This is a genomic window from Catalinimonas alkaloidigena (genome assembly GCF_029504655.1).
Taxonomy (GTDB): Bacteria; Bacteroidota; Bacteroidia; order Cytophagales; family Cyclobacteriaceae; genus Catalinimonas; species Catalinimonas alkaloidigena.
Genome location: NZ_JAQFIL010000001.1, coordinates 2,867,536 through 2,883,224 on the forward strand (window position 1 = coordinate 2,867,536; position 15,689 = coordinate 2,883,224).

Sequence of the window (15,689 nt, forward strand, 5' to 3'; positions counted from 1 at the left end):
ACCAAAATACCAGAATCTTTTAATCCATAATAATGACTGATGATATTTTAGTAGTAGGTATCGGATATTCAGCCGGAGGAATACCGCCTCTGAAGCGTTTATTTGAAAATATACCGCTGGGTAGCGGACTATCATTTGTAGTGGTACAACATCTGCAACGTCGTCAACGAAACCGCCTTAAAGATATACTTGAGCCCTCTACTAATCTTGATCTGACTTATGTTGAGGACAGTATCATTATCCAACCTGATCATATTTATTTACTGAAATCTAACCAGTACGTGAAAATATGGGATAATCATCTGTACTTACAGGATCGTAGAGAAGAGGAAGTAGTAAATTATGCAATTGATACTTTTTTTACATCACTGGCTGAGGAGCGGCAACATAAAGCTATAGGAGTTATACTTTCTGGTGGAGGTAATGATGGCACGAAAGGATGTGTCCGTATTTATGAAGAAGGAGGAAAAGTATTAGTACAGTCTCCACAATCAGCAGAGTTTCAATTTTTACCCGCCAATGTCATTGACGCAGACAACCCAGTAGCGGTAGAGAAACGAGAAGAACTGGCAAAAATACTTTTAGAAATTTCTCAAAGTTTGAGATAAAACAAGTGTTTTTATTATCAATTTAATCGCCTGAAAAAACACAAATAGCCATTTTTTGTTCTTCAGTCAAATCACATTAAAGGATAGTTAGGCTATTCTGATTCCGCAACACTAGTATTAAAAATTCATTTTTCTGACTGACTAAATTTATGCATCATTTTTATGTCGTAGGTATCGGATGCTCCAGTAGCAGCATTGCTGATATCAGGGCCTTTTTTTCTAAGCTAAATAGTGAGCCAGAAATGAGCTTTATCATCATTCAAAATCTCGCTCAGCATGCAACCCCTATAGACACTAAAATCCTAGCTGACTGCACCAATTTAGCTATAGTCAATGCAGAACACGGAATTTCCATAGAAAAAAATAAGGTATACCTGATGCCTATTGATCGTAGCCTAAGCCTGCAGCAAAAAAAATTTTACTCTAACGCCAAAGCCAGTCATGTGACACTTTCACATGCTGTAGACACCTGCTTTGCTGACCTGGCAAATGAATTTGAAAATAAGGCAGCGGGTATCCTCTTGTCTGGTAAAGGTACCGATGGTACGCTAGGGATTAGCAGGATTAGTAAAGCAGGTGGTATTGTGATGGTACAAAGTCCTGATTCTACCTCTAACTCAGAAATGCCACAGGTGGCTATCACCAGTGAGTATGCTGAATCAGTAATGCCCCCGGAGGATATGGCTATTTACCTTAATAAATTAATAAATGACGCAAAACAAAATCATGAAGTGGATGATCAGAATAGCATTTCTATAGATGAAGAGCAAATAGAAAGTATTATTAAATTATTAAGCGAGTATTCAAATGTTGATTTTAGTCACTACAAGACCAACTCCTTTATTCGTAGAATAAGGAAGCGCATCTCAATCAATCAAAAAAAGAGTGTTGAAGAATATTATTCTTTTTTGAAAGAGAATAAGCATGAACTGTATACGCTTTATAACAATTCTCTCATTGGAGTTACTAGCTTCTTCAGAAACAAAGAAGCATTTGAAGCTATTGAAAAAGAAGTCATTCCTCGTATATGCGAACATAAAGATTCCTATGAACAAATAAGAATATGGGTGCCGGCATGCGCTACCGGAGAAGAAGCTTATTCAATTGCCATACTAATTGAAGAATACATTCGCGATAACCATTTAAAAGTAGACTTTAAGCTATTTGCCACTGATCTGGATGATAGCGCTTTAGATTTTGCAAGCCAGGCTTGTTATCCTAAAGAAGCACTTAAGAATATATCAGATTTAAGGATAAGTCGTTTTTTTCAGCAGGAATCTTCATTTTATATAGTTGCTCCATCGCTTCGGAAGAAAATACTCTTTGTAAAACATAACCTTTTAAAGGATCCTCCTTTTATCAGGCTTGATTTGGTGAGTTGCAGGAATCTGTATATTTACCTTAAACCCAAAGCACAGCAGAAGATCACGAATATATTTCATTACGCCCTCAAGCCGGGAGGTTTTTTGATGTTAGGTAACGATGAATATTTGGTTGAAACCGAGACTGCTTTTGAAAAAGTAAATAGTAAACAAAGCATTTATCGTAACCTTGCCTCAGTGGAGCATCGTCCCTTAAATTTTGATAGTGACATCAACCTTCCCAACAGAGGATTTATACAAAAATCACTCTCCGAGCCAAGGGGATCAAAGCACACATTTCAGTTTGAAAATCATATGGCCAGTCTGGTCTTGGATGCCTATGTACCCGCTGCCATAGTGGTAAACCTGAAGATGGAAGTAGTTTACCTTCATGGTGAGCTTGAAAGGTTTTTACAACTACCACGGCGGGCAATGAGTCCATCTCTGGAAAAAATGCTTAGTCCTCAACTGCTGATCATTATTAAGAACGGGATTGTAAAATTAAAAGAAGGTAGTATTTATGTGCGTATCAAGGATGTCCCTTTAGAAATTAATAAAGAGAAAAGCCATACAAATATTAATATACGCTTGCTTGGCGGAAGGCATAAGCGACAGCATTTTTTTCTAATTGAATTTGGAACGGAGTCCCATGCAAATGAAAATACGCCTCGGATCAGCAAATCACGAAGTGACATAGAATCTATTGACTATGTTAGCAATCTGGAGACAGAGCTGAAACTTTGTAAACAGGAGCTTATCTCAATTACTCAGGAGCTGGAGGCGAACCAGGAAGAGTTGCAGGCTTCGCATGAAGAAATGCTTTCTTCCAATGAGGAGCTTCAGAGCACCAATGAAGAGCTTCAGTCATCTAACGAAGAGCTATTTACTGCCAACTCTGAGTTAAAACGAAAAATTGAAGAACTGACCCTTCTCAATCATGATATCAATAACCTCTTTGAGAGCACCGATATCGCTATTCTTTTTCTGGATAAAAAACTCAACATCCGTAAATTCACTCCTTCCGTTAGCCAGCATTTTAAAATCAGGGACTTGGATGTTGGAAGACCGCTGACCGACCTGAACCGTAGCTTTAAGGACCAGCATTTTGAAAAAAATCTATATCAAGTCCTAAAGGATGAATCTGTTCTGGAAAAAGAGGTATTGAACCATAATGGTCATTATTTCCTGTTAAGGATTATACCCTACCTTAAAGACAATAAAGGGGGCTCAGGGCTGGTTATAACCTTTGTTGACATATCTGACTTACGGAACGCGAATAAACAATTAGAAAAACTTACCACTGACCTTAAACATTCTGAAGAAAATCTACAATCACTGCTTGATAACTCTCCGGATGTTATCATACGCTTTGATCCACAACTCAACCATTTATTTTTTAATCATACCGCAAAATATTTTTTCAAAAAAAACACGATACAGTTTTCAAATTTTAATGATTACAGTTCTCTACTTTTTGATAAAGCTGAAGGACAAAAGCTGAAAGACAAATTGCTTCAGGTGCTCAGTGATGGTAAAGATAATGAGCTCTATATTACAACTCATCTCAAAAACGTGCCTATCCATTTTTATGTGAAGCTGGTCGCAGAGTTCAATGAAGGAGATATCAATCCGCAAAGCATACTGGCGATTGCCAGAGATATCACGTCTATAAAAAAGGCTGAAGCAGGCCTATATGCCAAAAATAATGAGCTGATTAAAATCAATGAATACCTTGATGAATTTGTCTATGCCATTGCCCATGATTTACGTGCACCTGTAGCTAACTTACTCAGTATCATAAAGCTTTTTGAATCCGATGATCCTCATAATCAGGAACGGCTATTTAGCTTGCTTTCAAAAACCGTTTACCGGCTTGATGCTACGCTTAACGGTCTTATTGACATGATAGAAGTGCAGGAAAAAGGAAGTCAGGAAGGAGAAAACTGTTTGTTTGAAGAAGTAGTTGATGAAATAAAAAAAGAGCTTTTCAGACAGATTGAAGAGAGCGGTGCTGTGGTAAGCTGTGATTTCACCGAAGTATCCAATATAAAGTATAACAGAACATATCTGTACAGTATCATTTTCAACTTACTGAGCAATGCCATTAAGTACCGTAGAAAGGATCATACTCCCATGATTAATATTCAATCTAACAACTTAGATCAGCAGGGAGTCATGCTCAGTATATCGGATAATGGTAAAGGGATAGACCTTGATGCCAATACTAAAGAACTCTTTAAGCCTTTTAGAAGATTTGATAACAGCTCTGAGGGCATGGGTATTGGTTTACACATCGTCAAGAATATGATAGAGAGAAATGGTGGAAAAATTAAGGTAGAGAGCGAACTGGATAAAGGGAGCACTTTCAAACTCTACCTTATTGCTTACTGAACATATAAATGACAGTAGTAATCGCTTACGACAGTTTACTATATAATATAACGATTAATACTCATCAAAATAGCTTTACTAATCATTCTAAAAAAACTAATTTCATATGATTTTTTTACAGTAAACCTACTACTTTTTAATTTGCTATTTATGGAAACCAAACCTGTACTTATTATCGATGATGATGAAATATCTCAGATGGTTTTGTCAGTTCAGTTGGAAAAAATAGTCAACACCGATGATATTATTATTAAAGATGATGGTGCCAAGGCACTGCTTTTTTTAGATAATATTCTAGCGCATCAAAAAGAGAAACCCTGTCTTATTTTTCTAGATTTGAATATGCCGCAAGTTAGTGGCTATGATTTTATCAAAATCTACGAAGAAGTGTATGCCCCTTTGTTGCCAAATGCACAATTAATGATTTTGACCAGTTCAGTTCGTAAGAAAGACCAGGAAATGGCAAAGCATTATCATTCCGTAAAAGGCTATTATAAAAAACCACTTGAAGAATTTCAGTTAAAAGAGATCATGACTATCGTAGAAAGTGTATAAAAGTAAAATAATTGCACATCCAAAGTATGGTAGTAACGCTAATCTGGTGGCTGTGCTAAAATAAAGCAGAACAGACTTACTGGTAGTATCAAGTACTTTTGCTGAATTAGCTTTACCCTCAGTCAATTCCCCTCAAATATGGGGAAAGACTTAAAAAAAACTGTCAACTCATTTAGTAGCATGCTGCTCAGGTGGCCATGTCTCCTATATTTTTATGTGCATTACTACGTTGTGCCCGGGAAATATAAAATAGTCATAATGCACAATTTCTCCTATATTGAAGGCATTAAATACACTTATACGATCACCTCTAACCAAAGCTTATATGAAAATTATCGTACCTCCAATAAAGCTCATTTACTTTACTGCTATATTACCTTTTCTCTTCTTATTTGTATCAAATAATCTCATTGCTCAAAACGGGGTCGGGGTATTAGCCCCCAGCACTGCAGAAGTATATTTTGATGGCAGCCGTGAAATGCTGGAGGACAAATGGACGTATTGGGAGGGGCCCAGGTTAGCTGCAGAGCTTCCTATCAAGTGGAAAATTGTAGAAGATCCAGTAGATCAGGGTACTGCCGTAAATAGCAACGATCCTGCTGCGGCAGGTGGAAAGTATGGTGCTGCTGACATCGTCACGAAAGACAAATTCAGGGATTTCAGGTTACATATAGAATTTTTGATTCAAAATGAAGGAGGCAATAGCGGCGTATATTTACAAAACCGCTATGAAATTCAGGTGCTGGATGGTGACACAACTTCTCACGGAATGGCAGCAGTAATCAATGAAACACCTTCCCCTTACCATGCTTATAATGGTATAGGTAATTGGAACGCCTATGATATAGTTTTCCGTGCCGCTCGCTTTGAAGATGGAAAGCGTACTGAAAAGGCAATGCTCACCATGTACTTCAATGGAAAAAAGGTCCATGAAAATCAAACTATTAACCAGGTATGGGGAGGGCCGAACTCTGGCATAGATGGGGGAAATGATGGCGGCAAAGGGATAAGCGATACCCCTGGTGGATTAAAGTTACAAGCTGAAGGTCATAATGTGCTTTATCGTAATATCTGGATTGAAGAACTTAATCTTGAAAAAGCAGATACTGATTTTTAAAAGGAATACAAAGTTACATATGAATCATTTTTCCTATAAACGGAAACATGTATTTATAAATAATTAAATATCAAAAACACCTTAATCACTTCATACAAAGAGGATTTATTAAATTTTTAGCCAACAATTACTAATTTTACCTGTTCATAAAGTATATTAATACATATATTTTTTGAACTAAATTAATTAGGATATGAAGTTTTTAAGCATATTGTCAGCACTATTGATTTCCACACCATTAGTATACGGACAAGAACGTGAGGTATTTGACAAAGTACTGGATGATGCGGCTCTGGACGAGTACCAAACTTATGCAATTGGCGATGCGTTTACAGGACCAGAAAATAAAGAGTGGGTAAAGTATAGTTCTTTATTGAATAATATGGTTGAAAATTCAGTAGTATATGAGTTTGATACCTATAATTATGATATGATGAACGCAGATGCTGAGCTACTCGTCAATTTTATGATTTTTGATGAAGCTTATGATGATAAAATAGGTTATATGCCAGGCTTCAGACTAGAAAATGAATCTGGTTTTGATGAAACAATTTTAGACAAGCTAGGTGATGGAAGTCTAGTAATCAGCATTACTGATATCTCTGAAGGAAAAACCATATGGAGTGGATTTGTTCCCAATGCGGTACAAAGTGATGCTTCATTAAGAGAGCAACAAAAAGATATACGTCAGTCAGTAAATGACGCCATGGAGGTATTTATCGCGAAAACAAATTTTGCAGATGCTTCAGAAAATCGTTTTGAAATGGCAACTGAACCCGTAAATGATGTTGATCCCGACGAAGACGATAGTAACAATGAACGATAATCAATAAAATGTAATTAAGCTAAGCCGGATTTTATCCGGCTTTTTTTATGGAATAAATTCCTGTTCAGTGTATGGATCTTTTCTGCCTATGGTCTGCTCTCTTAATTTTTTAACGGTTCCTGGCTTGACAGGGTCAGCGGCATTGCTCCACGAATTTCGTATGTAAGTTAAGACCGCCGCAAGTTTCTTATCTGTAAATTCAGGATTGGCTTTCAGACCGGGCATAATTGGCTGCACCATAGGTTCCTGATATACTTTTCCTTTCACAGTTACCGGTCCCTGCAAACCATGCAAGGCCACCAAAATCAGTCTTTCTTCTGATCCGGTAACCCATTCAGACCCATCAAGCGGAGGAGCAATTGGGGTTACACCTTTTCCATTTTCCTGATGACATCCCGAACAGGTATGCTCATAAAGAGATTTTCCTAACACAAACTGTTCTTTTTCCGATTTGCTAAAAGCTTTTCCTTTCATTTGCCGACTGAGTTCAGCATTTGCGATGACTTCTCCCAAAGCATTTAATATCTCGTTATCATCAGAGTTACTTTTTGCAATCATGGCCTGATATTCCTTTTCTTTGCCATAAGTACTACTCACCAATGCTTCTCTGATCAAGGGATCTTCCCCATAGGTTAGTGCAATGTCTCTTAATAAAGGCAGAACTGTAGGTGAGTCATATTGCAAATATTCACCTAAGCTTAAAGCCAACTGTAATTGAATTTGCTGACTGTCATGAGCGGCTAACCCTTTATAAATACGCAATGTTTCATCAGCGAAAGGAGTATGCACATTTCTTTCACCTATCCTTATTGCGGTGGTTTTGACCTTGATATCTTCAGATTGTAAACCGAGCTTAATTATCTCAGGATGAGTTTGTTGAAGCCCCTCCAATGACCATAAGGCATGCATTTGAGTCACCGCATTTCCCTCTTTTACCAAAGCTTTTAGTTGGGGAATTACCGCTGCCTTTCTTTCTACCAAAAGTCTTTGAGCCTCATCACGCCACCAGCCATTAGGATGTGAAAGATACTCAAGCAGTTCTTCATCGCTCACTTGGTTCAGATCAGTATTTTCATTACCCTCAAAAACGTCAACGAATTCATCAAACCAGCTTTTTTCATGGACAATCCTGTAGATTCTTCCCAGTCCTATAGGTTTTTCAAGCCCCCTGGACAAAATCTGCTCTCTCAGGTAATCAGTTACATAGGTTTCGTGCTGGATGATTCCCCTGTACATGTCCACCAGATACAGATTGCCATCAGGACCATTATACATACTTACCGGCCGGAAACGTTCGTCGGTTGAAGCCAGAAACTCTTTACCCTCATATGCAGGTTTTGCTGAAATGTATGCCCCCTCTTCTGCTAAAATATTTCTTTTGACCAGATTACCTGAAGGCTCTGGTACAAATGCATTAGCGTGATATTCTTCTGGAAACTGGTCTCCACGATAAATTACCGGGCCGCTGGCAGCGGTAAATCGTGTTAATCTCCCCTGCTCATCGAGCATCTCATCTTTATACCCTCTGTTGATACCCCGGTTAGGACGGATAGGATATACCTTCTGGTCACTGGCGATTTCCACATTAACGCTCTGTTCGGGATTCATATGTGGATTTCTATTCATCATATTCGGGGGCACGAGGTCTCCTCTCAGCTGGTTGGAATTGGTATTGTAGAAGAGTCTTCCATAATCATCCTGTGCAATACCCCACTGTCCTCTAAATTCTGTTTCCTGTTTTTCCCATACTTTGGATTGAGCATCATACCGATAACGAGCTCTGGATTTTGCGTTATAATACCAGTTGTCCATAGCCCTCAGCATTCCGTTTGGCTGATGCTCTACATTCCCTCCAACAGCATAGACAGAGTCTATCAGGACTTTCTTACCTGCTTTATCGTTGTTATTTTCAACAAACCACAGATTGGGAGGCTCCGCATAAACGATCCCATTGTCTACCATTCTGATCACACGCGGCAGTACCAATCCATCCAGAAACACTTTAGATTGATCCATGCGGCCATCATCATCTGTATCTTCCAATATGACAATCCTACCAGTAGGCTGATCTTCCCCATTTCCCTCAACATCCGGCATGTAACTTTGCATTTCAGCAACCCAAATGCGGCCTTTGCTGTCAAAAGTCATGGCTACAGGATCCTGTATGAGTGGTTCACTGGCAACCAGCTCTAAACGAAAGCCATCTTCCAACTGAAAGGATTGTAAAGCTTCCTCAGGACTTAGCACGGGTGCGGCATGAAACAGCACAGAATCCGGAATCGGCATGGTTTTATGCTCGTCAAAAAGTGAAATGCTACCGGAACTGATGAAAGAAAAGAAAATGATAGAGATGCCAAGAATGGTAATAATCACTGAAAATAATGTTCTTCTTTTCATACGAGAAAGATGAGATGCTTTGGTTGTAATACTAAAATCATATTAGCGCGGGAGAAACGCACAAATAAACTTCTAATATAAGCATTGTGCTAAGCTAATGCGAAATCAAATAATGTTTCTTTGTGAAAATTAAGAAATTCTTTAAGCTCAAGTCAGTTATTAAATTAAAATAGTAGTCAACATGGGAAGGGATTTATCAATATTATTTCAATGGCTTACTTCTTAGTAGTTACTTTTTTATTCTATATGTCTGCCGTTTAATAATTGTTCGTCTAATCTTGAATATCAATTATTTCTTAACTTTTGAGCATATTAACGATGCTTTTATAATGCGTAGCAGAATTTTTTGATATTAAAAAAGCTTAAAAATGGAGTTAAGAAAAATCAGCATAATTGTCATAATAATACAGTTTGCCATGCAATATGTGCATGCGCAAAATACAAACACCTTTCAGCTTCACCCTGAAAACCCTCATTACTTCTTATACCTGAATGAAGCAAGTATCATTGTGGGTTCCGCTGAGCATTATGGTGCCGTGATCAATATGGATTTTGATTATGAAAAATACCTGAATACACTTGGTAAAGAGCAACTCAACAATACCCGGCTTTTTACAGGAGCGTATGTAGAAAAGCAAGGTGATTTTGGCATTCAAAAAAACACCTTAGCACCAGCTGAAGAACGCCTGATTCTACCCTGGAAACGTTCTTCTGAAGCTGGATATGCTTTGGGCGGGAATAAATTTGACCTTAGTCAATGGGATGACGCTTATTTTCAAAGGCTCACAAATTTCATGAAGCTGGCGGCTGAGAATGAGGTGATCGTAGAAGTCACCCTTTTCTCTGCTCATTATGGTAACGGTTGGAGTTACAGTGCCTTTAATCCTCAAAACAATATTAACCAAACTTCAGATGTGCGTTCTGCACTTGTCAATACCTTAGAAAACGGTAACATACTTATACAGCAGGAAAACTATGTCCGTAAAATTGTCAGAGAGCTAAACGCATTTGATAATCTTTATTATGAAATTCAAAACGAGCCCTGGGCAGAAGAGCCAGATATGGTTTTTAACAGAAACCCCTATGGGCCCGATGATGACTGGCGGTCAAAAACACAGGTGGTCTCTCAAAAGTCAAATGCATGGCAAAGCCGTGTGGCTGAATGGATCAGGGATGAGGAAAGTAAGTTACCAAAGCAGCATCTGATCTCTCAAAACATCAGTAATTTTGAGTATCCCATTACAGAACCAGATCCAAATATTTCAATTTTCACCTTCCACTATGCTTTTCCCGGAGCTGTTTACCAGAACTATTACCTGGACCGGGCAATTGGATTAAACGAAACCGGTTTTGCCGGTAAGGCAGACTCTACCTACAGTAGACAGGCCTGGCGTTTCATGATGGCAGGTGGTTCAATTTTCAGTCATCTGGATTATTCATTTTCAGTAGGCTCAGAAGATGGAACAGATACTACCTATGATGCTCCCGGTGGAGGAAGTCCTGCTTTGAGAGAGCAGCTTTTAGTCTTAAAATGCTTTTTTGAAAGCATTGATTTCGTTAAGCTAGCCCCAGATTTTATGACCATAGAATCTTCACCGGGTGCTAAAAGTTTGGCCTTGAGTGATCAGCAATCGCTATGGGTAATGTATATAGAACCCATGGCGTTAAAGTCATACCCTTTAACACTCAACTTACCGGCTGGTGAGTTTCAGGCCGAGTGGATAGCGGTTGAAAGCGGAAAAAAACTGGAAACAACAATGGTAGAAGGCAATCAATTGAATGTACCTGACTTTCCAGGAGAGAAAGCTGTAGTAATTCGTAAAAAGTAAGCAAAATAAATATTCACATAAAAATAACTAATTCTAGTTTACTCAACCATCAAGCTTTTTATCGGTCGGAATTTATTGCTTTTACCCACTGCTATCCCCAGTTTGTATTAATATTATTCCGGTAAAAAAAGTTATTAGACAAGTGCTCTAGCTTTTATTAGGTTTACAGGATCTACTAGCGTACTCAATAGTTTTGGAGAAGGTTTATTTACAGTCAATAAGCTAAATTTTAGCTGACTTTGTATAAATTTACTTATTCACATTGATATAAAGTACTGTTTGTCTTTACAACTTTTTGAGACACATTAATCTTTAAAACAACCTATGCAAAGCCCTAAAGACTATTCAATTGATCATCAGCCTGTTTCTCAACTATTCAGTCAACCACAAAGTGCTGATGAATGGGAACAATACAGGCTTTCTGATGAGCAGGTCACTTTTTTTCATGAAAATGGCTACCTCTCTAATGTCAAATTATTAGAAGAGTGGCAGGTTGACCAATTGAATGAAGAGCTGGCTGCTATCGCAGAGCCTTCACATCCTGGAAATGCTCTTTTTTATGAGTTTCATTCCAACGAATCTTCTGACCCTGATGCAGTACTATTTCATTCTTTAGGACACTGGAGAATTACGCCCGGCTTCCACGATATTCTTTGGAATCCGGCATTTGTGATGGCTGCCAGTCAGTTGCTGGGTAATCAGAGCGTTCGTTTCTGGCACGACCAATTGTTTTGTAAACCCGCATTGCATGGTGGTGTAGTCGCCTGGCATCAGGATTATTCTTACTGGACCCGCACCCAACCCATGCAGCACCTTACCTGCTGGACTGGCCTGGATGATGCCAATATTGATAATGGTTGCCTTTACTACGTTCCCGGAAGTCATAAATGGGGTTTGCTTGATAAGCCGGAGCTTGCCGGTGATATGGAAGGTCTCATGGACTATCTAAATGAAGAGCAAAAGGCTGAGTTTAATCCTGTGCCTATAGAAATGAAAAAAGGCTATGGAACCTTCCACCATCCTTTGATGGTACACGGCTCATATGCTAATACATCAGAAAGATCACGTCGTGCTTTTGTAATCAATGTATTTGCCGATGGAACACTATCTAATACAGATGATGTTTTACTTGAAGGGGTTCCGGTTGTGCACAGGGGAAATAAAATGGAAGGGCAGTTTTTTCCGCTCTTGTATGAGGCTGAAAATTCAGCATCATGACAGAGAGTGATTGGATGTCTTAATTTTTAATATTTCAGCATCCTGTTAACAATCACTAAAACAATTGTATGGTGCTCTGAAAGCAGCATTTGCATTCCAGTAGAAAATATATTAAATATAATGCTAACAGGTTTATTAAAACCAATTTTTTGAGATGGCTTTATCCAATGTTTATATGTGCCTTAAAACTTCAAATTGGCTGGCTTATTTTCTTATATGTTTAATGGGGAGTGTCTTTTTTCTTCCCAGTTGCCGTGGATATGAAAAACCAGCTGAATTCAAGGAAGTAGAAGCGCAACTTCCCGAAAAAGTTGATTACAATCTACATGTCAAGCCCATTCTATCCGATAAGTGTTTTTTCTGCCATGGTCCCGATGAGGCCAGTCAGGAGGCGGGACTTGAACTGGCTACTCCCGAAGGTGCATTCGCTGCGCTTAAAGACAAACCAGGTGAATTCGCAATTGTAGCTGGCAAGCCTGGTAAAAGTGAAATGTTTCACCGTATCACCAGTGAAGATGCTGAATACATCATGCCCCCTCCAGCATCTAACCTCAAACTTACTGTCTACGAAAAAGCCGTGCTTACCAAATGGATAGAAGAAGGGGCTGAATACAAACCACATTGGGCTTTTATCAAGCCGGAAAAACATGACTTGCCCAAAGTAAAACAAGAGGAATGGATACAGAATCCTATTGACCAGTTTGTACTGGCTATGCTGGAACAAAAAGGGCTGCAGCCTTCACCGAAAGCTGATAAAGAAACTTTACTCAGGCGCCTTAGTCTGGATCTCACCGGATTACCTCCCACGATTGAAGAAATTGATGGGTTTTTAGCCGACCATTCCGATAAAGCTTATGAAAAAGTTGTAGACCGATTGCTGGACTCTCCTCATTATGGAGAACGGATGGCGGTAAACTGGATGGATGCTTCTCGTTATGCTGACACCCACGGTTATACGGTTGACCGCTATCGTCCCATGTGGCCCTGGAGAGACTGGGTAATTAAGGCTTATAATGAAAACATGCCTTTTGACCAGTTCGCAAGCTGGCAATTGGCTGGAGACCTGCTTCCCAATGCCAGCCGGGAACAAAAACTGGCTACGGCATACAATCGTAACCATGCCCAGAATATGGAAGGAGGCATTGTGAATGAAGAGTTCAGGGTAGAATATGTGGCAGACCGAACCAATACTTTAGGCACAAATTTTTTGGGCTTGACTGTGGAGTGTGCCCGATGTCATGATCATAAATACGATCCAATTTCGCAAAAGGACTATTATCAGCTATTTGGCTTTTTTAATCAGGTAGACGAAGCCGGGCAGATTTCCTGGGATGATGCCATGCCTGTACCAACTATTTTACTCACTGATGAAAAAGAAGACAGTTTGCTGGCTTTCATTGATCAGAAAATTGCTGAGACGGAAAAAGGCATTGAAAAGATAAAAAAAGAGAAGAAAAATGAGTTTGAGGAGGCTTATAAAAACAGAGCTTTTCCGAAAATTAATAAGGTAAAGGAAGGCTTACAAGCTCATTTTACACTTGATCAATTAAATCAAGGTCAGTTTGCAAGCAGTATTTCTCCTAAACACAAAGGAAATTTAGCAGATCCGGTGCTGGTGGAAGGCAAATTTGGAAAAGCGGTAAAACTTAATGGTGATGAAGCACTAGATCTGGGAGAAGTAGGCGTTTTTGGGCGGGCCAACCCATTCTCTATTTCACTTTGGGTCAATATTCCAGAGCAGTTGAAAGAAGGTGTTATATTTCATAAGGGAAATGGTGCCATACTTTACAATTTCAGAGGCTATCACCTGGCAATACGAGATCATAAATTTGAGCTGTTGATGGCGCATACCTGGCCTTATAATAATATTATCAAACTCTCAACCAGTGCTGCACCCAAAAAAGAATGGATACACCTTGCCGTGACTTATGATGGCAGTAGTAAAGCCAAAGGCTTAAAACTATATGTAGACGGTCAGGAACAGCAAATGCTGACCGAAAAGGATAATCTTTACAAAGACATCCTTTTTCCTGCAATGGACAAAGAACCCGGCTTACAGTTAGGTGCCCGGTGGAGAGGAGTAGGTTTTAAAAATGGCCTGGCAGATGAGATTAAGGTATATGAAAGAGCGTTAAGCGCTCCAGAGATTGCGAGTCTGGCAGGAACAATCAATATTTCAAAAGAATCAACAAATAATGCTGTTAAACAAGGATATTATCATTATTACCTCTCACATCAAGTACCAGCTTACAAAGTTCAGCTGAAAAGGCTGGAAAAACTTAGGCAGCAGAGGAACGATATTGTGGAAGAAGTGGATGAGATGATGGTCATGGATGAGCTGGAAGAAAATCGGCCTACTTATTTGTTGGAAAGAGGTGCTTATGATGCGCATGGAGAAAAGGTAGAGCCAGGAATTCCTGAAAAAATTCTTCCTTTTCCTGACTCACTAAGTCGAGATCGTTTGGGTTTGGCTCAATGGCTTTTTCATAAAGATCACCCTCTTACCTCCAGGGTAATAGTAAACCGCTTCTGGCAGCATTATTTTGGTAAAGGTCTGGTAAGCACAGCCGCTGATTTCGGAAATCAGGGAAATCTTCCCTCCCACCCCAGGCTGCTGGATTGGCTGGCTGTAAAGTTCAGAGAATCAGGCTGGGATATGAAAGCAATGCAGAAGTTAATTGTCATGTCTGCGACCTACCGCCAATCTTCATTGGCGACCCAGGAACTGCTGAAAAACGATCCGGACAATCTATTGCTAGCCAGGGGGCCATCAGGCCGACTCAGCGCTGAAATGTTGCGTGATCATGCGCTGGCTTCCAGTGGTCTGCTGGTAAAAGATATTGGCGGCCCCAGCGTGAAACCCTATCAGCCAGAAGGCTTGTGGGCTTTCAACGGAGCTACCTATATACAGGATCAGGGTCATAAGCTTTTTCGTCGTAGCCTTTATACATTCTGGAAACGTACTGTTCCTCCTCCATCTATGGGAACGTTTGACGCACCCAGCAGAAGCTATTGTGTCGTGGAAAGGCAGCAGACCAGCACGCCCTTACAGGCATTGATTTTGCTCAACGACCCGCAGTTTGTAGAAGCCAGCCGTAATATCGCTTACCGGGTTCTTACCGAAAAAGAAAGCCAGGAGGAAAGAATAAATTTAACCTATCGTCTGCTTACGGGCCGTGAAACTCAAGAAAGTGAAATGAAGGTATTGAAGAAGCTGTTAGAGAATGAAAACGCAAATTTCAAAGACCACCCTGACAAAACAGCAGGCTGGTTGAGTGTAGGAGAAAGCGATCAAATGCCCGATGTATCTCCTCAACTGCTGGCCAGTTATACGGTAGTTGCCAGTGCCATAATGAATTCTGATGCTTTTATCACCAAAAGGTAAAT

At 39.6% G+C, this 15,689-nt stretch carries 9 protein-coding genes; 8 read left to right on the forward strand and 1 reads right to left on the reverse strand.

Annotated elements, in window-relative coordinates; translation table 11 throughout:
- The first annotated feature begins 32 nt into the window (after positions 1-32).
- From OKW21_RS11715 to OKW21_RS11735, 5 genes are all read left to right on the forward strand, one after another.
- Positions 33-608 carry a chemotaxis protein CheB gene (locus tag OKW21_RS11715; RefSeq protein WP_277479647.1) on the forward strand — a complete coding sequence of 192 codons (576 nt, stop codon included), beginning with the start codon at positions 33-35 and terminating at the stop codon, positions 606-608.
- A 149-nt stretch (positions 609-757) separates the two neighbouring features.
- Entirely contained in the window at positions 758-4,360 is a 3,603-nt protein-coding gene (locus tag OKW21_RS11720; RefSeq protein WP_277479648.1) for a CheR family methyltransferase, read from the forward strand.
- A 150-nt stretch (positions 4,361-4,510) separates the two neighbouring features.
- Positions 4,511-4,915 (forward strand): response regulator, encoded by a 405-nt coding sequence (locus tag OKW21_RS11725; RefSeq protein ID WP_277479650.1) that lies wholly within the window; start codon positions 4,511-4,513, stop codon positions 4,913-4,915.
- 325 nt (positions 4,916-5,240) lie between these two features.
- Positions 5,241-6,032 (forward strand): 3-keto-disaccharide hydrolase, encoded by a 792-nt coding sequence (locus tag OKW21_RS11730; RefSeq protein ID WP_277479652.1) that lies wholly within the window; start codon positions 5,241-5,243, stop codon positions 6,030-6,032.
- Positions 6,033-6,225: 193 nt separating this feature from the next.
- Entirely contained in the window at positions 6,226-6,858 is a 633-nt protein-coding gene (locus tag OKW21_RS11735; protein WP_277479653.1) for a DUF4136 domain-containing protein, read from the forward strand.
- Positions 6,859-6,903: 45 nt separating this feature from the next.
- Here OKW21_RS11735 and OKW21_RS11740 read toward each other — a convergent pair whose 3' ends face one another.
- Positions 6,904-9,255, reverse strand: coding sequence for a PVC-type heme-binding CxxCH protein (locus OKW21_RS11740; protein WP_277479655.1), 2,352 nt, complete (start codon positions 9,253-9,255; stop codon positions 6,904-6,906).
- A gap of 368 nt (positions 9,256-9,623) precedes the next feature.
- Between OKW21_RS11740 and OKW21_RS11745 the strand changes: the two genes are divergently transcribed.
- The 3 genes from OKW21_RS11745 to OKW21_RS11755 all read left to right on the forward strand — a co-directional run bounded on the left by OKW21_RS11745 (position 9,624) and on the right by OKW21_RS11755 (position 15,687).
- Positions 9,624-11,084 (forward strand): hypothetical protein, encoded by a 1,461-nt coding sequence (locus OKW21_RS11745; RefSeq protein WP_277479657.1) that lies wholly within the window; start codon positions 9,624-9,626, stop codon positions 11,082-11,084.
- 324 nt (positions 11,085-11,408) lie between these two features.
- Positions 11,409-12,302 (forward strand): phytanoyl-CoA dioxygenase family protein, encoded by an 894-nt coding sequence (locus OKW21_RS11750; protein ID WP_277479661.1) that lies wholly within the window; start codon positions 11,409-11,411, stop codon positions 12,300-12,302.
- Positions 12,303-12,525: 223 nt separating this feature from the next.
- Positions 12,526-15,687, forward strand: coding sequence for a DUF1553 domain-containing protein (locus OKW21_RS11755; protein WP_277479662.1), 3,162 nt, complete (start codon positions 12,526-12,528; stop codon positions 15,685-15,687).
- Positions 15,688-15,689: the final 2 nt, after the last annotated feature.

Coding starts and splice junctions, on each gene's coding strand:
- OKW21_RS11735 (WP_277479653.1), top strand. CDS start 6,226: ATGAAGTTTTTAAGCATATTGTCAGCACTATTGATTTCCACACCATTA.
- OKW21_RS11745 (WP_277479657.1), top strand. CDS start 9,624: ATGGAGTTAAGAAAAATCAGCATAATTGTCATAATAATACAGTTTGCC.
- OKW21_RS11725 (WP_277479650.1), top strand. CDS start 4,511: ATGGAAACCAAACCTGTACTTATTATCGATGATGATGAAATATCTCAG.
- OKW21_RS11730 (WP_277479652.1), top strand. CDS start 5,241: ATGAAAATTATCGTACCTCCAATAAAGCTCATTTACTTTACTGCTATA.
- OKW21_RS11720 (WP_277479648.1), top strand. CDS start 758: ATGCATCATTTTTATGTCGTAGGTATCGGATGCTCCAGTAGCAGCATT.
- OKW21_RS11740 (WP_277479655.1), bottom strand. CDS start 9,255: ATGAAAAGAAGAACATTATTTTCAGTGATTATTACCATTCTTGGCATC.
- OKW21_RS11715 (WP_277479647.1), top strand. CDS start 33: ATGACTGATGATATTTTAGTAGTAGGTATCGGATATTCAGCCGGAGGA.
- OKW21_RS11750 (WP_277479661.1), top strand. CDS start 11,409: ATGCAAAGCCCTAAAGACTATTCAATTGATCATCAGCCTGTTTCTCAA.
- OKW21_RS11755 (WP_277479662.1), top strand. CDS start 12,526: ATGGGGAGTGTCTTTTTTCTTCCCAGTTGCCGTGGATATGAAAAACCA.